The organism is Pseudomonas sp. GM25 (genome assembly GCF_000282255.1).
In the GTDB taxonomy this organism is placed as follows: domain Bacteria; phylum Pseudomonadota; class Gammaproteobacteria; order Pseudomonadales; family Pseudomonadaceae; genus Aquipseudomonas; species Aquipseudomonas aphyarum.
In genome coordinates this window covers 268860-295041 of record NZ_AKJQ01000035.1, presented here as the reverse complement: position 1 = coordinate 295041, position 26182 = coordinate 268860, and the positions used below count along the sequence as shown (strand labels likewise).

Below are 26182 nucleotides of genomic sequence, written 5' to 3'. Positions count from 1 at the left end.
TCACACAATACTCAAGCAGCCTTGGCCTTCGCCTTCCGCGGCTTCAAATACTTCATCAACCCCTGAAACCACATCACCAGCGCCGGATTCCCCTTGAGCTGAATCGACTTGTCCTGAATCCCCTGCATGAACGCCAGTTGCTTGTTCTTCGCCTGCATCGTGGCAAACCCGAACGCCGCGTCTTTAAACGCAATCGCAAACGCCGGCTCCGCCACCACCCCGGACTTGCTGGTAATGCGCTGATCCTTCACCACGAAATGCCGCGCCACTTTCCCGTCCAGAGTCTGTAGCTGAAACACCAGATCCTTGTCACCCAACTGCTGCTGGAACGCAGGATTTGTACGACTGGCCTTACCCATCAACAGACCCAGCATCCACAGTAGAAAACGAAATTTCATGCGCACAGCCTCAAAAGGAAAATGAACGGCTGGGGGAGTGTAAGGGATTCGGACGGATTCGCCACTATCTAGGATTGATAGAAGACGATGTAGGTCTTTTCCTGCCAGATGACTACCAAGTCACGATTTCCATCCCTAGCCTTGATCGTTCCCACGCTCCGCGTGGGAATGCATCCCGTGACGCTCCGCGTCACACCATCCTCCCGTCCTACACCTGAAGAAACACATTCCTGTAGGAGCAGCCGATAGCAGTGGTTTCTTGTTCCTCTACCCCGCAAATCCTTGGGAAATCTCCTTCAAACTGCGGTGCTGTCCATGAACTAGGCGTGTTCGGAGTTCATCGATAACCTCTGTCCGTCACCGCAAAATCGGTGACTCGGACGTGCAAGTCCGGTTCAGGTGCACAATCGCAATGGCATTTCGCCGAGCCTTTTCCTATGCTCGCGGATCGTTATGGCGGCTGTGCGTCGGAGACCTTCGGGTCTGCCGGGCACCTGGACCGGTCTTGCACACCAACGCACAGCTGCCACCTATTTCGAAGTGCAAAGCGAAACGGTGTCAGCGTCTTAACTCCAGGGATGACATCCATGATCAAACCAACACCCAATCCACCAGAAACACCAGAAATCTCCCCCTACGAATCCCCCGATTCAAAGAAACTCCACGAAGCCGCCGAGCGCGCCCTCGACCACCATTTCAAACCCACCACCCCACGCCCCAAACGCCTGGGCGGCCTGTTCGCCCTCTGCCCCAATGCCGACGCTGAAGCCCTCATGGCCAACGCCTCCGAAGACCTCCTGTCCATCAGCGCCTTCGCCGCCAACCTGGCCGACGACCTCGACGGTCCCCGCCGCTCGATGGCACTGGGCCTGAGCAGAATGGCGGATGGCGTGCGCTTGATGGTGGAAGGCACGCTCGATCACATTGAGTTTCGGGAGTATCAGGCCAAGCCGTAGCTGAATCGCGGGCGGAAGAAAGGGGACGTTGAGTCCCCTTTCTCAAATACGTGAGTCACCACTGACAGCCGGTTTCAGGCAAAACACTCATATTGCTATCGTGCTCGAATATGTATTTCGTTCCGGACTTGCGGTTTGTGTAAACGATTCCGTAAATGAAGGGATCTTGACTCGCCATTACATAATCCCCAGTCACCATGCCTCCGGACACCTCCACCCACTTCGTCGTGATTTCGGGAGGACGGTTAGGGTTCGGAGACTCTTCTTCCGCGCCGCCATAAACGAGCGTAATCGCCTCTTTCGACTTGCTGTACTTGACGCTCGCGCCTTGCCATTTGGCGGTCGAATCGTAATAGGTCCGCAATTCAAAATTGATGCTCTTGCCCTCTTGTGAGCGGAAGCAATAGACCTCCGTTTTGACCTCGCTGTGAGCCATCACAGGAAAGAGGAACAACAGCGTAACGAACAATGCGCGCATTGATTTCAAACCGGTCATCCCTTCAACGGTTCAGAGGCAGCTGAAAGCGCATTCGCGCCGTGCAATAGACTGAATCTTCCCGGAGCAAACGCTCGCTCATTTCGCAGTGTCCATTAGCGTATTGCTTAAATAGCGGATCATCGAGCTCGGCCCCTCCCAATCGCTCGAATGAAGCCGCCATTTTCCTCTCCCGGTTCTCACCGATACCGGCCATCACGGATGCCGCTTTGTAGAAGCCATCAATCATCATGCCAGTCTGTAGAGCAACCAACTCCCCCAACCGGGCATTGGTTGTTTGCACAAGGCACCCAAGCTTTTCGATGGGCGCCTCTGCACCGGGCAAGGCCGACTGATAGATATCCTCGCAATACGCCTCTTTGAAGCGCACCCACTTCTTTTGCACATCAGTCAGTTGCTTCTTGTCGGCGGGTGCCAAACTGACCAGCGCTTTCTTGTATTGCTCATTCAACACTGCGTCGACTTTCTCGAAAGACTGCTGACCACAAATGATCAAATCGGGATTGGAAAAACTGTCGGGATTGCAGATTTCCTTGGCATGCGCAGGAACCAGCAAAGCAGCCAAAGAAACACCCGCGACCAGTTCAAGGAGCGCCTTGAGTTTGATCATGATCCGGATACTCCGGTGCTGCGCTCAGCTACCCGAGCAGGAATCTTCGAAGCCTTTCCCGCGTCCGACATACGCGATGCGTATTGCTTGTACGCTGGCACCGCTCGCTCTTTATCGTTCATGGCCCAATAGCTATCTGCGAGATTCAGGTAAGCCACCGTCCGTTCCGGGTTGTGGGCAATCACCGCATTCAGCAACTGGATAGACTCCATGTAGTAACCCGCCTCGCCCAGCAGAAAACCGACGTCGTTGGACCAACCAGGTTGCTGCGAGAAGAAGTACTTTCCGACGATATAACTTTCCGGAGAGCACGCGCCATGCGAGTCATTTCCCATCAACATATTACTCATCACTTCCTTGAACGAGCTGCTGTCGCCCTTTCGATAGGCTGCCAGTGCTTTATCCAGCAGGTCAGCCGAACCGACTGTCATCAGTTTTTTATAACCGCCCTGAGGACTGCCAACGTTTGCAGCCCGCAACTTTTTAAGCGCTTCGAGGCCGTTGAATGAAGCCAGAGTGGTTGGGCCCAGCGTCTCAATCGGCAGCTCCGCTACGCTCATAAGCGAGCGATCGCAGTAGTGGTTATTGACCACTTGCAGCACTTTCTTCAGCTCAAACTGCTTGGAGCCGTTATTGAAGGTGAACAAAAGATTGAAGTTAAAAACAGCGTTGTCTTCTTCGTTGGTCACCAGCGCAATGTAGTCCTCCGCCTCAACGAACCGTTGCTTGACCAGAACCTCTTCCTCTAGTGGATCCGCAACTGTCATGGCTCCAGGCCGGCCGTTGAAAACCCGCACGCTAAAACTATCCAGAAGATCAGACGAGTACTGACTCTTCGTAAGAGGCAAAGCCTTGGACGTATCGAGCAATATGTCCTCATTGCGCCCTTGAACCGGCGCGATCAACAACCGGTTGGATGCCTCGTCCGCGTCTCCCGCCAGAACGAACACGTTTTGCCGTGACCCATCCCCCAATAGGCTTGCCGGGATTTCCTTGAGGACTTGGGGTGCTGCAAACGCGTGTGGTGCGAAAGCCACGGACGCGGCAATGGCCAGAAGGCCACCGAGTAGAACTGAACATCCTTTCACGCTGTAACTCCGTTCGGTCTTCGCAGGCTTACTCAAAAGCCATGCTGCGCACCGCTGTTTTGATTTGTTCAAAGCCTTCGGCGCTGATCGCCAATGAGGTTGATGAACCCGATTCTGCCGAACCGATCAGCACCTGTTCGTTATGCATCAAGCAGAAGGTGATACGGCTGAACTGACGTGGATTCTTGCCGTGGTAACCAATGACGAATCCTGATGAACTTGCGCTCTGCAGGGATTCGAAAGTGAAGGATTGCGGATCACCGGCCAACAACGTCGGCTCCCAACCATGATCGGTCAGGGTTGCCGGGCATTTACGGTCGTTACTCTCTCGCACAAGTTGCAACTCAATCGTGTCATCAAGCGGCGGCTTCTGAATGGTGAGCGCAGAAAAGTTGTTGGCGTTTTCACACATGACACCGAACCAGGGCTGGCTCAGGTTTGTGGGCTTTTCGAAATTCCACTCATAACCCGTTGAGGTCTGAGCTTGCGATAAACGCGGAGCGCTAGAGGTTTCAGGCAGTTGTTTGGTCGCAGTGAATACCAGATCAGGCATATTGAACTGCAACCATTGATCTTTCGAGAGCGTCATTGAGAACCGACAAGGTGCCATATCGACCGCAGCTTCGGTTGGGCCTTGCGCGATCTGCGACTGACCCGACGCACTACCCACCGAGACAACACTTGCGGCGGCATGACTGGCCTGCGCGAAAGCAGCAACGCTGATCAGCAATACCCGCAGATATCGACGTCTCACGAAACCCGGAATCGACAAGTCAGGCACAGTTCCACTCACTTGGAATTTAACGGCAAAGAATCGCGACGCATCCGCACCCGAGTTTCAAATACAATGGCTCGCCTTGATCGGCTCTGGAACTAGCGACTTCAATCGCGCCACGCTGTCGACGCCCGACCGATAACCTTTGTCAGCCGCCATTTGATAACAGGCTAACGCCCGAGACATATCCTTCGTTCCCAACTCGCCACCCTCAAAAGTAGATGCCAGATAAAACATCGCTTCCTTGGAGCCCATGTTAATCGCCCGAATGACCTGCTCTTCTGCCTGCTTGGGATGGAGGCAAGGACCGTTATAGTCGGTGGAGTTTCCTGAGCAAAGAAACGTGGCGTAGCCCAACGCACCACTCGGTATTTTCGAGGCCGCTTTGAACAATGCCTCGACTTTGCCGGTTTCCAACTGAGACGCCATCTGCGAAAGGCTCAAGCTTGCCGCTGAGAGACTCGCCTGTGGGTCACCCGAGTCTGCCGCACAGACATAATTTTCCAGGGACGCTTCTAACAATTCCGCAGTCAGACGGTATTGCTCAAGCGAACCCAGCCCTCCCAAAGCCTCGGCACGCTGATCACAGAAGTTCTCGGCACGGCTCATTGCGGGGTTACGTGTGGCGACAAGATCCTTCTCGCTGATCGACCAGTCTTCAACGCCTTCAAGCACCCAGCACGCCTGACGAGAGAAATTGAAGATTTTTACATTGCTGTTGCCCGCCCGCTTATCGACCACGTTGACGTGACTGTCATCGACCTCTTCAATCTCGACTCCAGGCGTCTTGCCGGGTGTGATGGCAGCCATCAGCGGGTAGGTGAAGGAAGCTCCGCTGACGCCCGAGGTCGAAGGCTCAAAGGTACTACGGTCCTTGCCGGCAACCGGCTTCAACACCAGCGACTTGACCGTCATCGCAGTGAGACGGCGCTGTGATTCACTGCTGGCGGAAAACGCTGTCAGGAAAGCAGGGAATTCCTCCGAAGGACAAGCGCCGTTGGCCGGCGCCGTCGAAGTGCTCTTGTCGGATGCAAGAACAGGGACGATCTTGTCCAGGTACGCCGAGCGCTCGCGACTCATTCTGGCGATGCACGAATTAACCGCGAACACATGCGCCGGCATCCCCGTCTCGATCTCGAATGCTTCCAAAGGGCAGTTCGCATCGCGCAATTTCAGCCATGCACGTTGCGACTCTTTGACCTTCGCCGCGTACTCCGCGCCCAATGCCGGATCCGCTCGATAATCAGATTCAAGCCGCGCCATTAATTGCTTGTAGCGGAGGTTTAACTGCGTATCGGCAGCCTTCTTCGCCGCCTCCGAGCAGGGCACCATTTCCAGGCTTGAGGCGACTTGGCTGCAGTCATCCTGCGCGTACACCGCTGTGACAGGCAGCAGTATGGCCAGCAGGGTAAAAACAAAACGTTTCACTGTGTTCTTCCTTGAGTCATTCAGGCTTTGCGTTTGGCGAACCGGGTGACGCATTGCTCTGGCCCGTTCACGCCCCAATAAGTGCTGAGCAACGCCTTACGCTTTTTGTCTACGCGCAGGTTGACGAAGCCATCGCCGCAATCCGGCCGCAATTCTTCGAAGGTGCCGGTTCTGGCTTGGTAGATGAACACCCGGTAGTAGTCGTAAGTGCCCATGCCGTCATCGAGTTGCCGGATCGCGAAATCCTTGGCACCGTCGAAATTGAAATCATCGATCTGCAGATGGAGTTCGTTTTCGGCTTGAAAATCGATTGTCCGCGACTCGCTATGTGCTTCGCTTTTAACCGCGACACTCAGCTTGGAACCTTCGAGAACCAGCGTCGCATCGACGCCTTTGGTTGGGCTGAAGATAGTTGTTTCGGCTAACACCGGCATCGTCCACAGCAGGCCGAGCAGTGATACTGCTAGAGTTTTTGATCTCATGTGTTCGCCCTACTCCCACTTGCATCCGGACTCTAGAGAGGAGTCGACGCTGGTGTTATTTCCGAAATAGTAAACCTTGCCGTTGGACTTCTTCGTGTACGTCATCGAGACGATCTGCGTTCCTTGAGTCACGAGCTCGTAGGTCCCTGAGACCTTGCCGCTGATGACTTCAGACCAGCTTCTGGTGCTCTGCCAAGGGGCATCGGCGCCGAGCATTTCGTTCTGGGTATCCGTCAACACAATGGAAATTGGCTCACTGGACTTGGCGTACTTTACGAACCCGCCTGACCATTTGCTGGAGGCGTCGTAAAAGGTACGGAACTCAAACTTTACCGGACTGGTTTCGGATAGTTCGAAGCAGAGTGATTCGCTGATGACTGCGCTGTGGGCGGCGAAAGGAAATAACGCCAAAAAACCAAAATATGACTTTTCATATTTATCGAAACTCGTTAACCACAGAAGATGCCTTCAACTGCTATAAAAGAGTGGACAGATTTATTTAAGCCCCCCGTCAGACGTTAATAACGTCGAGCCAAATAATTAAATCTGCCCCTTCTCGATTCAGCTCACTCCCCCACACTGCGCTCGAAAGCCTTCGCAGGAATAAGCTTTGTTTTTCCGGCTTCAGTCATCAGGTCAACATAACTCTTGTAATAGGCGGTGGATCGGGCCTTATCCATTTCCCACAATACATCAGCAATATTGAGTTTCAGAACAACTCTATCAGGAAAACTTTTTTCGACCTGAGCCAATAGCTGATAAGCCTTTTCGTACTCACCCGCCTGTGCCAAAGCATAACCAAAATCATTGTAAGCAACGACTGTAGAAGACCCAAGAGGATAATCCGATTTCAACTGCTCCAGTCGTTCAGGCCTCAAGTAAGACTTAATGGCATCGTAATCCATATCCTTCAAACGGACTAGAACAATGTTATGCGCCAACACCAGAGAGTCAGCAGTTTTGCCAGATTCAATTTCAGTTATTTTCTCGGTGGCAAGCTTACGTTGCGTATACCAAGCATAGCTGTTGCCGCCCTCCTCAAGGCTACCCTCATAGGCGGACAGATACTGTGACATCGATTGTATTTTTTCGAGTGAAGTCAAGCCGCTCGCGGTGTAAACAAAGGTCTCAAACTGTTTCCCATTAAGTCCGATACCCGAATGCTGAACAGGCCACACACAAGTAAACAAAAAATATGTTTTTTTGCCTTTAACCGTGAAGGCGTCATTCAGTTCAGCATCCCCGCCCTCCGGTTCACAAGCATCTGGAAGTTCATGACTCTTTCCATTCTGAGCTATAAGTCTTCCCTTTAGCGTTTGCCCGCGATCGCCTTCGACCGTTACGAATTCTGCTTTTCCAGCTGTGTTGAATGCCGGATCCAAGGTATAGACTTTACTTTCCGCCGATGATAATGCTGAATATCCAAAAAACAGACATAAAATAATTTTCTTCATTAATTCAGCTCCGACTCGACCATTCCACGCAGATTATTAAACAAGGTTACCCTTTCAGCCAAACCGATCGTTCCGCCATTCACCTTCGTCGAAACGTCGGCCACGTGGAGAGAAATATTAGCTTCTGTTCGGGCCGCATAAGAATTCGCAATAAAATCATTCATCCTGTTCATGTCCCACCAAACAAAAGCCGATTCAATTCCGTACTTCAACTCGTTAACGATCAAATCAGGATCGGCTACAAAGTCCTTCGGATCTGAAGGATCCCTTTGATTATGGATACGCGTGTATTCTTGGTAATTCGACTTACCCGTCAATTGAATGATTCCCCTCCCGCGAAACTTGTAACCTTCCTGACTTGCCTCGTCCCCGTTACCGTTTCTGCCAGCGTAAACATAACTTCCAAGATTTAAAGCATTATGTGCGTATGTCGCAGCTTCGCTCCATAGCTTTGGACGTAGTCTCGGCAAAATAATACATTCATCCTGTGCCGCATTATAACCACTCTGATTATTTCGACAGCCAAATATCTCCCTCATTCGAACAGCGTTATAGTTAAGGTTTTCCTGCCTGATCTTAAATCCGCTTTCATGCCCAACTTGAGCCAAAAGGTGAGCAATCCTTAAAGGAGTATCAATCCTGTATAACCTTGCATATTTATTCAAGAACGGGAGTATCGATTCGCAATAATCATCAGTAATACTAGGCTTGGCAGTTTTCAACATTGCTCGAGTTATCAGCTCTCGCTCCGACTTTCCAGCAAAATTCCCAATTAACGCTACAGGATGGATATGCCACACCTTTGAGTCATCGATAGCGTGCTGGCCCGCCAACTTGTCCCACCATCCCAAGCGTTCAATTCGGAATTTTTCTTCTTGCCAGGCTTTATTCGGATCAGAATCCGTATGCCCCATTATTTCATCGAGTGCGTTCCATTTTCCGGGCTCGTAGAGCCACTCGTTCTCGTAACGCGTCACCATAAGAGAGATTGGTTGAGAAAACCATGGTTTTCCCAACGCTGCTTTTATTTCATCGGTAGTGAGTTTTTTGTCCCCGTTCCCATCAAGGATTTTATATAAACGTTGTTTCGTGGAGCCTTCTTCAGCGTTGCCGATGTTTGGTGAATAGGTGGCTCGCTCTTCTTCACTCAGACTTTCCTGCGCATGAAGAAAAGCAGAAAGGTGATCCACGTTGCTACCCACTTCTTCTATGAAACTGAAACCTTCCCATTCAAATGGGGAGTGGCGTGAGAGAGAAGTGTCCGGCTCTGCAAACCAGCCGCTGATTTCATTCCCCTCGGCATCACCCAGCAATCCATCCAAACGCCACCAAAACGTATAGGTGGTCGTTCCCCCCATAACCACTGGAGCTTTTATTTTTTTCTCTGCGGGCAACGAATTCAACACTCCGACAGGAACAAAAAAATCGTAGCCAACCGTTTTGTTCGGATCTGTCACTTTAGGGGGAGTTGTCGCGTTCATTCCTTCCTTGTGGGTAACTAAAACGCTGCCTTTCGGAATTTTGACCAACGTTTTTCCAGCGGCAGGCATTCCCGCCGCTTTTTCTTTACTCAACTCGGTGAATGCCTTCACGTCTTCGCAGCTAAATACCTCAACGTGCAGCAGATTCTTTGGGGCCGAATCCGAATGGTTCTGATACTTGCCTACGTGCCCGATCAGACTCCCCGCCGTAATCGGGAATGGCGTGGTCAGAACGTGCACAGCGTCCTTTGCGGCCGGCTCACTTTTGCCTTCAAGCTGCCCCTCCCAGACATACCCGAGCATCTCGGCAGGTGCCAGTGGAGGAACAGCATTCCCGCTGACGATCTCTAAAAGTTTCTGGTACTTCCCACGCGTCCCGTCGCTCCCGATTCTGACTTGCGTGCCGTGGGGCAAGATGGCTTTAGCCGCGCCTGACTGACTTGCAGAAGCCCGAACAACGAGACCTTTTTGAGGTGGATCCATCGGGTCTTTTGCAGAGGTGCCAATGACGTAAGTGTTGGGTGTCGGACCCGCCGTCATTTCTCGTTTGAAGACCCAGCCTGCACCGGGCAGAAGATCGGTGTTGGCCGGCGTGACGCTGACCACTTTGAGCCAACCATTTTGTTCTTCGCCCGTCTCGACCACCGTACCCCGGTTCAAAACCGTTAACACGGTTGCATACCCTGGCTTACCACGCGGTTCCTGGCGAACACGCAAACCGAGGATTTCGTCGTCGGCGGTTGCTTTGACCTGCAACGCTCCTCCCCCCCAAAAGGCTGGCCTTGGCAAGGCTGAAGTTTCTTCGTAGTTTTTCCACTGCAACAAATGCATGTAAAGACTAAAAAAGGTCAGGCTTGGACCAGATGCTGGTGGCGGAGCGGGCTGTCCAGCAGCAGTTGGAGATGCTGGCTGCACGGGCACTTCCAAACGGTGTTTAACCAATACAAAACCAGTCGAAAACTCAGCCTCAGCCGTACTGTAGGCGGATTTCGGGTACGTACTATCAATACGGTAAGCAACTACTTCACCGTCAGCGATGCATTTAACTTCCGCCAAATCCTGCACCAAGCCCGAGGCTTCATCGAAATGAACGCCACCATGCCAAAGACCATTGGCCCCCAATGGGTAGTAACCATCCTTCGCTTTAGCTAACGCTTTGTAGAACTGCTGTGGATCGGTCGCTTCGGCTGTCCCCACTTTCAGGGGATACGACCATTTTTGAATTTTGTTCGTTGTCTCTGTCATTACCAATTACCTGAATTCTGATCCCTGGTGGCTTGGATTGCCGTCGATGTCTTACCCGGAAAAATTGAGCATTCGTTTCGGCTTGCGTTTGACCTGTTCTTCAGGCGCATTCAACAACGCCTGATCCATCAAACTCCCCGCCTTATCCTTATCCGCCGCCCCCGGCAGCACCGGCGGTTTGATCCCGATCCCGGTGCCACTCCCCGCCGACCCGCCAGCATTAATCTTCACCACCGGCCCAACCACCGTCACACCACCGCCATCGAGCTTGATGAAACTGCCGCCGCCGAGAATCGTCAGCTCAGTCCCCGCCTCAATGACAATCTTGTCCCCAGCCTTGATGTGAATCTCTTTCCCGGCACTGGTCAGTTGCGCAGTCCCGAGCTTCACATGCTGGTTCTCACCAATGGTCAGGTGGTCGTCCATCCGTGCTTCGATCTTGCGGTCGCTGATGGTGGTGCGGTGTTCTTCGGCCTTCAGCTCGGTGTAGGTGTTCTTCACCACGGTGTCATGGCGTTCATTGCCGACGCGGATTTTCTGGTCGTGCTCAACGTTTTCATCCCAGTCGCGCTGGGCGTGGATGAAGATTTGTTCGGCGCCTTTTTTGTCTTCGATGCGCAGTTCGTTGTAGCCACCGCCGCCCGGGGAGCTGAGGGTTTTGAAGACGCTGCGGGTCTTGTTCGCCGGGAGGGCGTACGGCACCGGGTTTTCCTTGTGGTACAGGCAGCCGGTGACCAGTGGCTGGTCGGGGTCGCCTTCGAGGAAGGTGACGAGGACTTCCATGCCGATGCGCGGGATGGAGATGGCGCCGTAGCGGTCGCCGGCCCAGGAGCTGGAGACGCGTAGCCAGCAGCTGGTTTTGTCGTCGGCCTGGCCTTCGCGGTCCCAGTGGAATTGCACCTTGATGCGGCCGTATTGGTCGCAGTGGATTTCTTCGCCTTTGGGGCCGGTGACCATGGCGGTCTGGCTGCCGAGCACGCGGGGTTTCGGGTGTTCGAGGGCCGGGCGGTAGAACACGTCCCACGGGGTGGCGAGGAAGGTGTTGCGGTAGCCCTGGTGGAAGTCGTCCTTGTTGTCGGTGGTATCGCTGGTCACCGACTCTTCGAGGACTTGCGGCTGTTTGCCTTCGTGGAAGATTTCCGTGAGCAGCCACAGGTCGTTCCACTCGCTGCGCGGGTGGTCGGACATTTCCATGAAGTGGCCGCTGACCAGTTTGGTCTGGTCGCCGCGACCTTCGGCCTGGCGGTAGTCGGCGCGGTGGCGTTCGAGGGCGCGCTGGCTGAGGAACTTGCCGCGCGCGCGATCGATGAAGCGGCCGGGATAGTCGTAGTCTTCGAGATCCGGTTCAGTGCTCTCGCCGTCCGGTTTGTAGGCCGCTTCCATTTGCAGGCGCGGTTTTTCGAAGTCGTAGTCGCGTCGGGTGGTGCGGCTGGTGCGGGTTTCCAGGCGCAGCTTGAAGCCTTTGATCACCGGCTCTTCGGCGACCATGCCGCTGCCCTGCACATAGGCTGTCGGCTGGCCGAGGTTCGGGAACACGGTCTGGTCATCGCCGAACACCAGCAAATGGCCCTTCTTGCTGTGCTGGAAGTGGTAGTGAATGCCTTCTTCTTCGCACAGACGCTGGACGAAGTGCAGATCGGTTTCGTCGTACTGCACGCAGTAGTCGCGGTCCGGGCACGGCTGGCTGAGCTGGAAGCTGTAGGCATTGCCCTTGATGCCGTGCTCGTCGAGGATCAGCGCGATGATTTTCGGCGCCGACATCTGCTGGTAGATGCGCTGGTTGGTGCGGTGATGCAGGTATTGCAACTGCGGCACCAGCGAGACTTTGTAGCGGGTCAGGCGCTTGCCGGCATCACCCTGGGCGACGCGGTAGATCTGGCCGTGGATGCCCGAGCCCTGCGGATCGAGGGCGAGGAACGCCTGTTTGTGCAGGAGTTTTTCCAGGTCCAGATCCGGGTTTTCGCTGACCAGTTCCAGGTCGAAACGAAACGGCTGGCTGATGCCTTCAGTGCCGGTGAACGACAGCACTTGCAGGTCGCCTACGTAATCTTCAACGGTCAGGCTGAAGTGCGTTTCGTTAGCTGGGTTGAACATAAAGTGCTCCCTGTTCGAATGTCATCCGTTACGCCCGCAGTCGCAAACGCTGCAGCCAGGACGAAGTGGCGCCCAAGGCGTCACGCAATTGGTCGGCAGAAATGTTGCGCTCTGCCGCGTCAAAGGCCAGCGCGGTGCGCAGCGCGGGCCAGCAGTGTGTCGGCAGATGTGCCGGGGCTTGCAGTTCGCGATCCAGGTGTTCGTCTCGGGCCTGGGTCGAGGGCAAGCGGCGGAACGGGTGTTTGCCGCCCGCCAGTTCATAGATCACGCAAGCCACGCCGTACACGTCCGCGCTGGCCGACAGCGGTTGGCCCTCAAGCAGTTCGGGGGCGGCGTAGCCCGGGGTCCAGGCGTTGAAGCGCTCGCGGCTCAGGTGTGGCAGGCCGGGCAGGATGCCCTCCTCGGCTTGCCCGAGACCGAAGTCAAACAGGCGCACGCCGTCTTCGCAGAGCATGACGTTGCTCGGCTTCATGTCACCGTGCAGCACGCCGCGACGGTGGGCGTAGGCCAGCGCGTCGAGCAGCGGCAGCGCGATGTCGCGCAGTTCTTTCCACGGCAGGCCCAGCGGCCGCTCGCAGAGCAGTTTGTCCAGGGTCAGGCCACGCATGAGTTCCATGGTGATGAAGGCCCGCTGGCAATCGGTGTCCACTTCGAACGTGTGCGGTCGCAGCACGTTGTCGTGGCGCAGGCGTCGGGTCAGGGCGAACTCGCTGTAGAGCAAGGCACTGGCGTCCGGCGACTCGGCAAATTCCTCGCTGAGGATTTTCAGCGCAATGTAAGGATCGGGATCGCCGAACTGTTCGTGCAGCAGATCCCGGGCCCGGTAAACCGCACCCATGCCACCGGCCCCGAGCAGGCGCTCGAGGTGGTAACGGCCTGCCAGAACATCCGGCAGTTCGCCGACGCTGGCCTTGGTCGGCGCCAGCGCGGGTTCGGCGTTGTGCTGCTTTGCAAAAGCGAAATAGGTCAGGTTGTTGGCCTGCTCTTCGCTCATCAGCAAGTCGTCGACTGAGGATTCGAGTTCAGTCATTGGCGGATCACCACGGCAGTCAGATTGTCCCGGGCGGCGCCACGCAGGGCGCCGTCGAACAGACGTTCCAGCGCCACGTGTGGCGCCGCCAGGCTGAGGGCGTTGCCGAGGGCGTCGCTGCTCAGGCCTTGATACAAACCATCGCTGCACAGCAGGAACACATCGCCCGGATAAACTTCGAGTTCCAGCACATCCAGCGTCAGTTGTTCCGCCGCGCCGACCGCCCGGGTCAAGGCCTGGGCTGCCGGGTGCGCCGCTGCCTGTTCGACGCTCATCTGCTGCTCGTCGATCAGTTGTTGCTGCAGCGAGTGATCCTTCGACAGCTGATACAACCGCTGCCCGCGCCACAGGTAGCAACGGCTGTCGCCGGCCCAGATGCAGGCCGCGCGATTGCCGTCCACCAGCAACGCCACGACGGTGCTGCCCATGATGCTGTCGTGACGCCCGGCGGTGACGGTCAACTCCTGCCCCAGGCGCCGGTTCAGCCAGTGCAGGCACTGCCGGATGGCTTTGAGGCGTTCGTCGAAGTCCTCGTGTTGCGGCAGTTCAGCCAGGCTGGCGACGATCAACTGGCTGGCGATATCGCCACCCTGATGACCGCCCATGCCGTCCGCGACCACCCACAGCCCATGCTGCGGGGTGTCGAGGAAGGCATCTTCGTTGCGCGACCGCACCTTGCCCGGGTCGGTTCGCGCCGCGCTGCGCCAAGGACTGGCCACCAGCATCAGAGCTGCACCGGCATACGGAAGGTACGCATCACGCCCATGTCGAACGGGTTCGGCGTGCGCTGGCTGGTCAGCAGGTAGTTGGCGCGCAGTCCACCTACGTCGGCTTTCAGCACCAGCACGTCGCGACCGGTCAGGTACTCGGTCTGCATCAGGTCGAACAGACGGAACAGCGACCACGGGCCGGAGTTCTTCTCGATGCCGATCGGGCGCCCGGCCATCTTGTCCATGACCAGGCTGGTGCGACCGTCTTCAGCATCGGTCGGCCACTTGAAGTTCATGGGCAGGATCGGACCGTGGCGGTATTCCATGGTCTTGTCGCCGAACTTGAACTCGGAACGGCTGACCGCCGGATCGAGGGTGTACGGCTCCAGCTTGAACTGCACGGTCGGCTCGGCCGGGTTGATCGAGAAGAAGCTCTGGCGAATGTTCAGTGCAGCCGCCATCTGGTCGAGGAACACCTTCGACACCGGCAGGCTGCGACCGTCGATGCTGCGCATCCGGTAGTTGCCCGGATCACCGCTGACGAACGGACGCATGTAGCTGTCGAAGAAGCGGTCGATGGTGCCTTGAGCCCGGAAGAACTCGCGGAAATCGCTGATCGCCACGTCGCTGGTGCTCGACGCGCTGAACGGGTAACGCTTGCTGATGGTTTTGCCATACACGCTGTACAGCTCGTTCTGATAACGGCCGTTCAGGTATTGGTAGGCATCGTTGAGCACCAGGCGCCACGAGTCTTCGGCCAGCACGTTGAACCACACGCTCAGCGGACGCGGCAGGCGACCGGACGCATTGCGCAGGTTGGTCATCGCATCACGCTGGCCGCTCATGCGGGTCTTGGCCAGTTCGAACGCGGCCTGCTCCGGCGTGCTGGAACGGGCCAGGCCCGCCAGTTGCAGTTGCAGGTCGTTGAGCGCTGTGAATGCCGGGGTCAGGTCAGCGGCCGGGCCGTTGTTGTCGTCGAGCAACTTGTGCAGCGGTTCGAAGCGACGTTGCAGGGACTTCTTGGCGGTGTCCGGCAGGTTCTTCGCCACGTTCATGGCCGAAGCCTTGTCCGCGACAGCGGAAGCGAGTTTGCCGACCTTGCCCAGTTTGCCCTTCTGACCCGCCAATGCATCGGCGGCATCACCGGCTTCATCCACCGGCTCGGGAGCCGCCGGGAAGCGAGTGTTTTCACGCACTTCGGTCAGCAACGCCAGCACCGGCGAGTTGGCCGAGGTCAGGCCCGCCAGTTGCTCGGCGCCTTCACCGGCATCGCTGATCGGCGGCAGTGCCACCTGGCCAACGGCCTCGCTCCAGTAGTTGGCGTAGTCGCGGAAGTACAGTTGCTCCAGCTCGACCATCAGGCGACGCAGATCCATGTCGCTGATGCCGGCGCCTTCGCCCAGCACCCAGTTGTCACGCAGGATGTCGGTCACCAGCGACGCACCTTGTACCGAGAAATACTGCTGATAACCGGTCTGGGTGTAGAAGCCCGGGATCACGTATTCGGTGCCGATGAACAGCGAGCCCTGCGGCCCGAGGTGTTGGCTGAAGCGATAGTCCGGCAGGTTGCGCGCCTGCTCGCGGAGCATGCGATAAACCACGTTTGCCAGCGATTCACTGCGCAGAACCTGACGCGCCTGAGTCACCAGTTGCTCGTTGAGCGGATAGATAAACGGCAGCTTCAGCAGACGCTCCAGATGCGCATTCAAACCGTTCTGCACCGCGGTGTTGCCGTTGTAGCGCTGGGACCAGTCGGTAGCGACCCAATCCTTGAGCCACGCCGCGTCACGACGATCCTTCATGTTCAGCATCAGGTACGCGCGCAGGCTGTTGATCAGCTTTTCGCGGTCCTTCATGTTGGCGCGGATCTGGCCTTCAAGCATGGTTGCAACGCGTGGCAGCAGTTGCTTTTCAAGCTCGCGCTCGTAAGCCTCCTTGACCACCGGATTGACGTCCTGGCCCTGATACAGCCCCATCCGCTCGTGGTACGCAGCGTCCCCCTTCTTCGGGAACACCTGAGTCGCGGCGTAGCTGGTGTCGAGGGTTTTCAGCGTGCCCATGGCGTCATCACGCGGCGACAGTGCCGTGCGCTGCTGGGTCCAGTTCTGCGCCAGGTTGCGCAGGTTTTCCAGACGCTCCCAGTTGGCCGAGAAACCACCGGCCCAGAGCATGCCGAACAGCACCAGCGCGCCCAGTGCACCGACGTACAACGCACGCTGGCCCCAATGGATGCGGCTGCGCTCACGCTTGTCCAGACCGGCGAGGTCGGACTCGGGGAAAATCACCCGGCTGAGCAAATGGTGGATGAAACGCGAACGACCGCTGCGCAGTGTCGGCAACACGCCGGCGCTCATGCCCAGACTCGCGCCGATACCGGCGGTGGTCGAATCCATTTCGTGGGTCAGGTGCGGTGCGCTGGTCAGGTAGAAACCACGCAATAGCGTCGCACGCTGGTAGCGGTTGCCGGTGAACGCCATGTCGACGAACAGGCACAGGCGCTCGCCGATCTGGCCCATCTGGTGCGGGAAGTCGAGGATGCGGCCACGGCGCTGGGTGTCGCGCTCGGAGTGCATGCGCATGATCACCTGGCTGTTGAGGCGACGCAGCAGCTCTTCGAATTCGCCGCGCAGCACAGCCACGTCGGTGCCGAGCTGATCCTTGCGGAAACTGGTGCCCAGCACCTGATCGCTTTCTTCGCGGGTCAGTTGGTCGAAGAACTCGTCGAAGCCCAGCAGCTTGTCAGCCTTGCTCAGCACCAGATACACCGGCACGTCGACGTGCAGCTTCTGATAGACGTCTTGCAGACGCGCGCGCACTTGGCGGGCCAGGGTGTCGATGTCCTGCTCGCTGCCACTGGTGAGGGTTTCCACCGGAATGGTCACCAGCACGCCGTTCAACGGACGACCGCGACGACGCTTGCGCAGCAGTTCCAGCAAGGTGGTCCAGGCGCTGCCGTCGACTTCCGAATCCGGTTGGGTCAGGTAACGGCCGGCGGTGTCGATCAGTACACCGTGATCGGCGAAGTACCAGTCGCAATGACGGGTGCCGTGGGTGTCGCGGGTCAGCTTGCGGTCGATCTTGTTGATCGGGAATTCCAGTCCGGAGAAGTCCAGCAGGCTGGTCTTGCCGCTGGCCTGCGGGCCGATCAGCAAATACCACGGCAAGTCACTGCGCCAGCGCTCGCTGCGGCCGCGATACAGGCTCGAGGTCTTGAGGGTTTTCAGGGCGTCCTTGAAACGCTCCTTCAACTCTTTCTGCTCTTCGTCGATCAACTCTTCGCGGCGGATACGATCCTGGCCGTCTTCGGTTTCTTCGACGGCTTTCTTGCGGATACCGGCGCGCCAGCTGACGAAGACCATGGTCAGGCCCCAGATCAGGAACAGCACGCTGATGGTCAGCAGGCGCGAAGTCGCGCTTTCCCAGAACTTGTAGTCATCCACCGCCAACAGCGGGCCGACGAACCACACCAGCAGCGCCACGAACAGCACCAGCAGCAGGGTCCAGACCCAGGTCTGGCGCAGGAAGGCGCCGACTTTCTTGAAAAACTTTTTCATCACACGTCCCTGTTTACGGCTGCGACTGCGGCTGGACCGCGGCCGGATCAAGCGGCTGATAAGGTTGCAGAACGGTGTCGCGCTGCTCGCCCAAGACCCAGGCGAAGCCCGAATACATCATCACCAGGCAGACGAAGGTGAACAGCACCACCATCCACGCCGGCACGATGCGCACCAGGTTGCGGCGCTGATCGTTGAGGCCTTCCCACTGCGGCGACAATTCGCGCGGCACGTCGCCACGCAACTGACGGATCTGCCGGTACAGGGCGTCGCGGATGCCTTCAAGTTCCAGCATGCCGCGCGCCTGCACGCGGTACTTGCCCTCGAAACCGAGGGACAGGCACAGGTACATCAGCTCCAGCATCGGCAGGTGCTTGACCGGGTTTTTCGACAGCCGATCGAGCAGCTGGAAGAACTTCTCGCCACCGAAGGTTTCGTTGTGGAAGCTGCTGAGCAGGCTCATCTGCGACCACTCGCTTTCGTTGCCCCACGGCGTGGTCACGACGGCTTCGTCGACCACGGTGCAGAGCACGTAACGGGCGGCCATCACCTGGCTGCTTTCGGCGCCGTTGTGCAGGGCGCGTACTTCAAACAGCTTGAGCCCGGCGGTCAGGCGCTCGTTGAGCGCGTAGAGGTCTTCGCGGGTTTCGCTGTGCTTGAGGCGCACCACTTCCGACAACAGTTCGGACGACGCCGCCACCAGCGAATTGAGGCTGATGTTGAAGGCTTCCGCCGGGCGCAGGCGCGCGGCGTAGATCATCCGTTCTTCCAGTTGTTCGAAGCGCGGCGGCGCTGCGAAGTCGGTCAGCGGACTCGCCGCCGGGCCATGGCCCTGACGGTCGAGCAGGACGGTTTTGTCGTCCTGGTTGTGTTCCATGTCCTTGATCATGTCGGTCAGTTCCTGATGGCCCAGAATTTCAGTTCAAGCTCGGCGAATTCGCCGGACACGTGGAACGCGAAGCCGCCGGAGCGCTCGAGTTGTGCCAGGTCTTCGGAACTGAGTTCGAGGATGAAATAGGTTTTGTTGGAGTGGAACGCGATCTGCCGCGGGGCCACCGGCAACGGTTTGACCTTGATCCCCGGCAGGTGCAGGTTGACCAGCTGGCGGATGCGCTCCACCGGGCCGACCTTGAGGTGCGCAGGCAAGCGGTTGCGCAGTTCTTCGGAGTCGCAGTTGGCACTGGCTGCCAGCACGAACGACGCCGAGCCCAGCAGTTTGTGGTCGTGCAGCGGTGACACGATGATCCCGTACTGACGCGCTTGCAGGATCAGTTCGATGGCGTGCTGTTCCAGCACCATCGACAGCACCTGACGGATCGACTCCATCAGTTTGCGGAAGCTCGCACCCTGGTCGGCGTGGGAGTAGCGGCTGTCCAGACGCGGGCGTTTGCTGTCGCTGGAGAACGTCGCCAGATCGCCGAGCATGGTCAACAGCGTGCGGTACAACTCTTCCGGGTGAACCTGCTCCAGGCCCAGGTAGTGGCGCAGCAGCAGTTCGGTGCGGTTGATCAGTTGCAACATCATGAAGTCGCCGATTTCCGCGCCGCCGACCTTGCCGTTCGAACGAATGCGCTCGGCAATGGTGTCGCCCCGGTGACCGAGCATGCTGATCACTTCTTTCAGGCATGACAGCAGATAGCTGGAGGCGTGGGCCTGAATGTAGGTCGGCACGAAGTCCGGATCGAGGCTGATCACGCCGTCCGGCGTGGTGTCGAGCACGTCGCAGATCTTCAGCTTCACGTAAGCCTGGTCACTCTGCTGCTCGCCGAGCAACAGCTTGAAGTCCGGCCGACCGCAGCTGACCTGGCTGGCCGAATCGTCACCGGCGTTGGAGTCGGCCACTTCAGTTTCATAGGCGGTGTAGCGCGCCAGCACGTCGGACTGCTCCGGGCGACGGGCCTCGATGTGGTTACCGGTGACCAGCGGCAGCGCCAGGTAGATCGGCATGTTGCCGGTGTTCGGCGGCACGTCCAGCGCCAGCGGTTCGGTGTTGCCGCCGAGTTCGAACAGGCTGCCGTCCGGCAGGATCCCCGAGGCTTCACTGATCACCAGTTTGCCCATGTTGAGGAACTGCAAGTCGATCTCAAGGTTCAGGAAACCCCAGGTGTAACCGCCCAGCAACTGGGTGCGGGTCTTCATCTGGTGATCGTAGTAGCGGTCGTTGTGCTGGAAGTGCTGCGGACGCAGCAGCATGCCTTCCTGCCAGATGACTTTATGGGTATTCATGATCAGTCATCCGCCTTGGCGAGCACTTCGTTGGTCTTGCGGATACCGGCCTGATCCAGGGTCAGATCAGCTTCGGTGACTTCCAGCGGCGTGATCGGGAATGTGTGGCGCCACTTGGTTTCCGGCAGGTCGCGGTACGCGGCGAGGATGCCGATGAAGCGGCTGCCCTCCTCCACGCTGAGTTTCAGCTCCACGGTTTCACCCGGGCGCAGTTCTAGTTCTTCGCTGGCCACCAGATCCGGGTTGAGGGATTCCTTGGCGCGTTCGTAGAGACTGAAGAAATCAGCATTCTCGAAGGTCACCGGGTGTTTGAGTTCGAACAGGCGCACCACGATCGGCGACGGACGACCGTTGAGGTCCGGGTTCAACTGATCGCTGCCGGTCAGCTTCAGGTTGATCTTGGTCACTTTCGAATACGGCGACAGCGACGAGCAACCAGCGAGCAGCACCATCAGGGTGAGCGCGGTCAGCGTCTTGAAAAAAGCGGTCGAGCGGCGAGACATGCGCATCATCCTTGGTGGTCGGTGTGGAGGGTGGAGATCAGGCGGATCTGTTCTTCGTAGGCCTGGGCGAAGTCGCGGGCCAGCAGGCGCTCGCTCCAGTCGTCGTCCTGACGCAGCGCATGGTGGTAACGGTTGAACGCTCTCCAGCGCCCGCCAGCAGTGGCGAGCAACGGCTTGTTGTCGCGCTCGAAACGCAGGGTCAGCTGCTCCGGCGAGAAGTGCTCCAGAGTGCCGCGCACCGCCGCGCGGCTGGCGGTCAGCAGCGCCACCTGATGCGCCTGCAAGTCGCGGAACGCACGGGAGATCGCCTGCTCGGCCGGCAAGTGGCCCGGCTTGTTCGGCTGCAACAGGATGTCCAGCGCTTCGCTCGGGTCGACGGCGAACTTCAGCGGATTCTTGTTGGTGCCTTGCACGGTGGTCTGGGCCAGACGCAGCTCGTTCTTCAGCTCCGAACGGGTGCGCAGGCTCTGTTGCAGACCGCCGATACTCTGGCGCAGCAGACGTGCAGCGTTCAGCGCGAGGGCTTCACGCTCGTCGTGGCTGAGGTTCTTCACGTTCACGCCGAGGGCCGCGCCGAATTTATCCCAGAAGGTTTCGCTCTGGCGCTCGACCGCTTTCGGTGCCGGTGCCGGCTCAGGCGTGGGCTCGACGATCAGCTCCGGCACCATCAGGCTTTCCATGTCGATGCGCGCGTAGTCGGCGCGCTGACGGGAGTCTTCAGGGTCGGTAACCGGGGCGAGCATCTCCTCGAATTCCGAGTACACGCGCTCTTGCTGCTCCAGCGACTTCAGCGGGTCGAGGTCGAGGAACGCGTCGTCCGGAATGATGCTGCCGGCGGCGCGTGGCTGGCCGACTTCACCGTCAAACGTCGCCGGGTCGCGCACCAGGCGCGCGCGAATCTCGAAGTCGCCCAGCACGTAGGTGCTGCCGTGCTCGATGCGCACCGGTTCGCCCTTGTGCAGGCGTGCGCCGCTGTCGCCGTCCTGAACACCGTTGCTGCTGGTGTCGGTCAGGAAAAACGTGCCCTCGCGATAGCTGACGATCGCGTGGTGATTGGACAAGTGACGCTTGCGGTCAGGGATGATCCAGTCGCAGTCCTCGCCCCGCCCGATCACGCCACCGGCCTGTTTGAAGGTCCGCTGGCACAGCTCGGTGGGCACGAACTGCTTGGTGTTCAGCATTTCGAAAACCAATTCCATGTTTGATGCTCCTTGCGGTCACTTGCCGCGATTGACCGCCTGCGGATCACCCAACGGGCGGTAATCGTTATCGTTGAATTTGTAATTGCCGCTGCAGCCGCCGAGGCCGCATAGAACGACGAGGGTCAGCAGGACAGCGTGCCAGTGACGAACAGACATCAGAGGGTCTCCAGGTGTAGACAAAGCACAAAGCGCCGACCCTCGCGGGCGGCGCTGAAATAGGTTTTCGAGGTGAATCCGACGGACTTTCGCCTACCCATCGAAATCACCCAGATTGATGTTCAAGCGGCCGAGCCGGTACAGCAGCGTGCGGCGCGGCAAGCCCAGTTCGCGGGCGGCGAGCGTCTGGTTGCCGTCGTTCTTGCGCAGGCAATCGAGCAACAGATTGCGTTCGACCGCTTCCAGTCGTTCGCGCAGATTGAGGCCGCAGTGGTCTTCCGGCGCCGGCGCCGACTCCAGGCGCAGCGCAAAATGCTCGGCCAGCAACTCGCCGCCCTCGCACAACAACACTGCGCGTTCGACCAGGCCTTTGAGTTCACGCACGTTGCCGGGGAAGGTGTAACCGGACAGGTGTTCCAGCGCCGCTTCCGACCAGCGCACCGGATCGCGTTGCAGAAAGGTGCAGGCCTTGTCGGCGAAGTGCTTGGCCAGGTCGAGGATGTCGCCTTCGCGCTGACGCAGGGCCGGCAATTCGATCGGAAATTGCGCGAGGCGGTAATAAAGGTCTTCGCGGAATTTGCCTTCGCTGACCAGCACCGACAGATCTCGGTGCGTCGCGGCGATGATGCGCACGTCGATCTTGTGGGTGTCGTTGGAACCCAGCGGACGGATCTCGCCTTCCTGCAACACGCGCAGCAACTTGGCTTGCAGCGAAAGAGGCATGTCGCCGATTTCATCGAGCAACAGGGTGCCGCCGTTGGCCGCGTCGAACAGCCCGGCGCGGTCGCGATCGGCGCCGGTGAACGCGCCTTTGCGGTAGCCGAACAGCTCGCTCTCCAGCAGGTTTTCCGGGAACGCCGCGCAGTTCTGCACGATGAACGCCTGGGACCGGCGCGGGCCGCAATCGTGGATCGCCCGCGCCACCACTTCCTTGCCGGTGCCGGTCTCGCCACGCAACAGCACGGTGTACGGGCTGTGCAGGACTTTGCTGATCAGCGAATAGGTCTGACGCATCGCCGCGCTCTTGCCGATCAGGCCGTAGCCGCTGGCACTCGGCAGGCTGCGCACGACCGGCGCGGCCGCATCCACTGGCTGGCGCAGGCGTTGCAACAGATGCAGCTGACCAAGTACGAACGAGCCCAACTGACCGAGGGAATCGGCAAAGCCTTGCAGGTCGATATGACGACGGCTGGCGCACAGCAACAGGCCTTCGACGGCCTTCTGCTGATTGACCAGCGGCACGCACAACAGCGACTGCCACGGCGTGGACGACACCGGCAGAAAACTGGTTTCGTGCAGGCTGCCGCCCAGGTCGTCGAAGCACACCACGCGGTTCTGGCACAGAGCGAACTGCAACAGTTGCTCGCCGTTGTAGTCCGCCGGCAGGCTCGCCGCGCTGCGCGGCTGCAACACGCCGTCGAGGCATTCGGCGTTCATCCCCAGCGACGTGTGCGTGGCGTCCAGCAAGTACAGCTGGGTCAGTTCGCAACTGCTCAGCCCGGCCAGACCGCGCACGAAGTCACCCAGCAGCGCAGCACCGTCCGCCGCGCGCGACAGGCTGGCGAACTGCGCCAGCAAGGCTTCGGCATAGAGCAGTGGCTGCGGCACTTGAGTGAACATCACACTCACCTCAGGCGAACTCGCAGGTCACGCTGGCTTCACCGTCGAGCGTCGCGTGCACGCGCTTGAGGCTTTCACCGGTGGCCATGGCGTCGAGCAGACGGTCGGCCACCAGCGGCAGCACGTGCTGATCGAGCAAGTGGTCGATCAGACGTGCACCGCTTTCGCTCTGGGTGCAGCGCTCGGACAGGTGATCGACAAGGTTCTGGCACCAGCTGAAGTCCAGCTGGCGACGGTTCAGACGCTCGCCCAGACGACCGAGTTTGATCTCGATCAGCTCGCGCAGCACCGGGCCGCCGACCGGGTAGTACGGCACCACTTTCATCCGCGCCAGCAGCGCCGGTTTGAAGTGTTTGCTGAGCACCGGGCGAATGGTTTCTTCCAGCACTTCGGCGGTTGGGCGCGCGCCGTCTTCGCAGAGGTCGCTGATCTTGTCGCTGCCCAGGTTCGAGGTCATCAGGATCAACGTGTTGCGGAAGTCGATCTCGCGACCTTCGCCGTCGTTGGCCACGCCTTTGTCGAAGATTTGGTAGAACAGGTTGAGCACGTCCGGGTCGGCCTTCTCGACTTCATCGAGCAGCACCACCGAGTACGGTTTCTGGCGCACGGCTTCGGTGAGCATGCCGCCCTCGCCGTAACCGACGTAGCCTGGCGGTGCACCGATCAGGCGAGAAACGGTGTGCTTCTCCTGGAACTCGGACATGTTGATGGTGGTGATGAAACGGTCGCCGCCGTACAGCAGGTCGGCGAGTGCCAATGCGGTTTCGGTCTTGCCGACGCCGCTCGGGCCCACCAACAGGAACACGCCGACCGGTGCGTCAGGCTTGTTCAGGCCGGCAGCGGTGGCGCGCATCGAGCGATCCAGTGCGTGCACGGCTTGTTCCTGACCACGGATGCGGGTGCGCAGGTCGGTGGCGAAGCTCGCGACCTTGGCGTTGTGTTCGCGGGCCAGTTGCGCCAGCGGCACGCCGGTCCAGGCGCTGATCACTTCAGCCACCAGACGCGGGCAGACTTCGAAGCTGACCAGACGCTCTTTGACCTGAGCAGCGGTCAGGGCGCTGTGGGTTTCGTTCAGTTGCGCTTCCAGCGCTTCGACGCTGAGGGCTTCGTCGACGTCGGCGGCGTGGGTTTCGATCACGGTGCCTTCGGCGTCTTCTTCAACGGTGACCACCGGCTCGACCGCAGCGGCTTCACGGGCCTTGGCCAGTTGCTGACGCAGTTCCAGCAGGCGCTCGGCCAGTTGTTTCTGCTCGGTCCACAGGGTTTCCAGTGCGACCATTTCGGCTTCGGCTTCGTCCAGACGCGCTTCCAGTGCATCCAGCGCTTCGTGGTCGATCAGCAGACCGGCTTCGGCATCGCGGCGCAGGGCCTGACGCTGACGGCCACCTTCGGCCAGTTCGCCACGCAGGCGTTCCAGGCTTTCCGGGGCAGCGGCGAGGCTGATACGAACGCGGGCGCACGCGGTGTCGAGCACATCGACGGCCTTGTCCGGCAGTTGCCGACCGGCAAGGTAACGGGCGGACAGTTCCGCTGCCGAAACCACCGCGTCGTCGCGCAGGTAGATGCCGTGGCTCTTCTCGTAGACTTGAGCCAGGCCACGCAGGATGGTCACCGCTTCGCTCACGGTCGGTTCGTGCAGTTGAACCGGCTGGAAACGACGGGCCAGCGCCGGGTCTTTCTCGAAGTATTTCTTGTACTCGGCCCAGGTGGTCGCAGCGATGGTGCGCAGCTCACCGCGAGCCAGCGCCGGCTTCAGCAGGTTGGCCGCGTCGGAACCGCCGGCATTGCCACCCGCGCCGATCAGGGTGTGGGCTTCGTCGATGAACAGAATGATCGGCTTCGGCGAGGCTTTGACCTCGTCGATCACGCCTTTCAGACGACGCTCGAATTCACCTTTGACGCTGGCGCCGGCCTGCAACAGGCCCATGTCCAGCGACAGCAGCTCGACGCCCTTGAGTACCTGCGGCACTTCACCGGCAGCGATGCGCGAGGCCAGGCCTTCGACGATGGCGGTTTTACCGACACCGGCTTCACCGACCACGATCGGGTTGTTCTTGCGGCGACGGGCGAGGATGTCGACCATCTGGCGGATCGCGCCATCGCGGCACAGGACCGGGTCGAGTTTGCCGTCACGAGCCTGTTGGGTCAGGTTGTGAGTGAAGCGCTCCAGCAGCGATTCGCCCTGGGCGGCCGGTTTGCCGTTGGCCGCTGCCTGAGGCTGTTGCGACAGGGCAAATTCCTTCAGGCGATCGATGTTCAGTTTGGCGAGCAACGGCTGGTAGCGGCTGCCGGCGTAGCGCATCGGGTTGCGCAGCAGCGCGAGGATCAGCGCCGCGTCTTCGACCGAGGTCTGGCCCAGTTCAAGGTTGGCCACCAGCAGTGCGTCTTGCAGCCACTGCACCAGTTCCGGAGCGAACACCGGGTTGCGCGAAGCGCTGTGCTCGACCCGCGATTGCAGGGCGGCGCTCAGTTCGCCGGCATCAACGTCGGCATCCTGCAGCGCGCGGGAGAGCAGACCGTTCGGGCGCTCCAGCAGGCCGAGCAGCAAGTCTTCGACCAGAATCTTGCTGCCGCCACGGGCCACGCAGCGCTCGGCCGAACGCTCCAGATCGCGACGGGTTTCGGCGTCCAGCGCCTGGATGAGTTGTTGCAGGTCTACGTTGATCATGGCTCA

General features: G+C 58.8%; 21 protein-coding genes. 1 reads left to right on the top strand and 20 read right to left on the bottom strand.

Annotation, left to right across the window (positions count from 1 at the left end; all coding sequences use genetic code 11):
• Positions 1–11: 11 nt before the first annotated feature.
• Positions 12–398, bottom strand: coding sequence for an SCP2 sterol-binding domain-containing protein (locus tag PMI24_RS12630; protein WP_007954413.1), 387 nt, complete (start codon positions 396–398; stop codon positions 12–14).
• 587 nt (positions 399–985) lie between these two features.
• Between PMI24_RS12630 and PMI24_RS12625 the strand changes: the two genes are divergently transcribed.
• On the top strand, positions 986–1354 hold the full coding sequence (locus PMI24_RS12625) for a DUF6124 family protein (RefSeq protein WP_007954411.1): 369 nt from the start codon (positions 986–988) through the stop codon (positions 1352–1354).
• Between the two features lie 55 nt (positions 1355–1409).
• On the opposite strand, the gene PMI24_RS12620 is transcribed toward PMI24_RS12625, so the two are convergent.
• The 19 genes from PMI24_RS12620 to tssH form a co-directional block, all read right to left on the bottom strand.
• The gene (locus tag PMI24_RS12620; RefSeq protein ID WP_238553824.1) at positions 1410–1850 is read right to left on the bottom strand and encodes a hypothetical protein; all 441 of its coding nucleotides are present in this window, start codon (positions 1848–1850) and stop codon (positions 1410–1412) included.
• Between the two features lie 4 nt (positions 1851–1854).
• On the bottom strand, positions 1855–2460 hold the full coding sequence (locus tag PMI24_RS12615; RefSeq protein WP_007954406.1) for a lysozyme inhibitor LprI family protein: 606 nt from the start codon (positions 2458–2460) through the stop codon (positions 1855–1857).
• The gene (locus tag PMI24_RS12610) at positions 2457–3548 is read right to left on the bottom strand and encodes a tetratricopeptide repeat protein (RefSeq protein WP_238553823.1); all 1092 of its coding nucleotides are present in this window, start codon (positions 3546–3548) and stop codon (positions 2457–2459) included. The genes PMI24_RS12615 and PMI24_RS12610 overlap by 4 nt, the downstream gene beginning before the upstream one ends.
• A 28-nt stretch (positions 3549–3576) precedes the next feature.
• Positions 3577–4329 (bottom strand): hypothetical protein, encoded by a 753-nt coding sequence (locus PMI24_RS12605; RefSeq protein ID WP_238553822.1) that lies wholly within the window; start codon positions 4327–4329, stop codon positions 3577–3579.
• Between the two features lie 57 nt (positions 4330–4386).
• The gene (locus tag PMI24_RS12600; RefSeq protein ID WP_007954401.1) at positions 4387–5751 is read right to left on the bottom strand and encodes a lysozyme inhibitor LprI family protein; all 1365 of its coding nucleotides are present in this window, start codon (positions 5749–5751) and stop codon (positions 4387–4389) included.
• A gap of 20 nt (positions 5752–5771) precedes the next feature.
• A complete protein-coding gene (locus PMI24_RS12595) occupies positions 5772–6233 on the bottom strand; it encodes an XAC2610-related protein (protein ID WP_007954399.1) in 462 nt (153 codons plus the stop codon).
• A 566-nt stretch (positions 6234–6799) separates the two neighbouring features.
• Positions 6800–7687, bottom strand: coding sequence for a tetratricopeptide repeat protein (locus tag PMI24_RS28560; protein WP_007954395.1), 888 nt, complete (start codon positions 7685–7687; stop codon positions 6800–6802).
• The gene (locus PMI24_RS12580) at positions 7687–10413 is read right to left on the bottom strand and encodes a hypothetical protein (RefSeq protein ID WP_007954394.1); all 2727 of its coding nucleotides are present in this window, start codon (positions 10411–10413) and stop codon (positions 7687–7689) included. Before PMI24_RS12580 ends, PMI24_RS28560 begins: the two co-directional genes overlap by 1 nt.
• Positions 10414–10464: 51 nt before the next feature.
• Positions 10465–12507, bottom strand: a complete 2043-nt coding sequence (locus PMI24_RS12575) for a type VI secretion system Vgr family protein (RefSeq protein ID WP_007954393.1) — start codon at positions 12505–12507, stop codon at positions 10465–10467.
• Between the two features lie 28 nt (positions 12508–12535).
• A complete protein-coding gene (locus tag PMI24_RS12570; RefSeq protein ID WP_007954392.1) occupies positions 12536–13537 on the bottom strand; it encodes a serine/threonine-protein kinase in 1002 nt (333 codons plus the stop codon).
• Positions 13534–14262, bottom strand: a complete 729-nt coding sequence (locus PMI24_RS12565) for a PP2C family protein-serine/threonine phosphatase (protein WP_007954391.1) — start codon at positions 14260–14262, stop codon at positions 13534–13536. The genes PMI24_RS12570 and PMI24_RS12565 overlap by 4 nt, the downstream gene beginning before the upstream one ends.
• Positions 14262–17801 (bottom strand): type VI secretion system membrane subunit TssM, encoded by a 3540-nt coding sequence (gene tssM / locus PMI24_RS12560; protein ID WP_007954390.1) that lies wholly within the window; start codon positions 17799–17801, stop codon positions 14262–14264. Before tssM ends, PMI24_RS12565 begins: the two co-directional genes overlap by 1 nt.
• Before the next feature lie 13 nt (positions 17802–17814).
• On the bottom strand, positions 17815–18690 hold the full coding sequence (gene icmH, locus PMI24_RS12555; protein ID WP_007954389.1) for a type IVB secretion system protein IcmH/DotU: 876 nt from the start codon (positions 18688–18690) through the stop codon (positions 17815–17817).
• A 5-nt stretch (positions 18691–18695) separates the two neighbouring features.
• Positions 18696–20027, bottom strand: a complete 1332-nt coding sequence (gene tssK / locus PMI24_RS12550) for a type VI secretion system baseplate subunit TssK (protein WP_007954388.1) — start codon at positions 20025–20027, stop codon at positions 18696–18698.
• A 2-nt stretch (positions 20028–20029) separates the two neighbouring features.
• A complete protein-coding gene (gene tssJ, locus PMI24_RS12545) occupies positions 20030–20530 on the bottom strand; it encodes a type VI secretion system lipoprotein TssJ (RefSeq protein WP_007954386.1) in 501 nt (166 codons plus the stop codon).
• A 5-nt stretch (positions 20531–20535) separates the two neighbouring features.
• Entirely contained in the window at positions 20536–21729 is a 1194-nt protein-coding gene (gene tagH / locus PMI24_RS12540; protein WP_007954384.1) for a type VI secretion system-associated FHA domain protein TagH, read from the bottom strand.
• An 18-nt stretch (positions 21730–21747) separates the two neighbouring features.
• The gene (locus PMI24_RS12535) at positions 21748–21888 is read right to left on the bottom strand and encodes a hypothetical protein (protein WP_003229566.1); all 141 of its coding nucleotides are present in this window, start codon (positions 21886–21888) and stop codon (positions 21748–21750) included.
• Positions 21889–21981: 93 nt separating this feature from the next.
• Positions 21982–23508: a sigma-54 interaction domain-containing protein gene (locus tag PMI24_RS12530; protein WP_007954383.1), complete on the bottom strand. Its 1527-nt coding sequence runs from the start codon at positions 23506–23508 to the stop codon at positions 21982–21984.
• 10 nt (positions 23509–23518) lie between these two features.
• The gene (gene tssH, locus PMI24_RS12525; protein WP_007954382.1) at positions 23519–26176 is read right to left on the bottom strand and encodes a type VI secretion system ATPase TssH; all 2658 of its coding nucleotides are present in this window, start codon (positions 26174–26176) and stop codon (positions 23519–23521) included.
• Positions 26177–26182 lie beyond the last annotated feature (6 nt).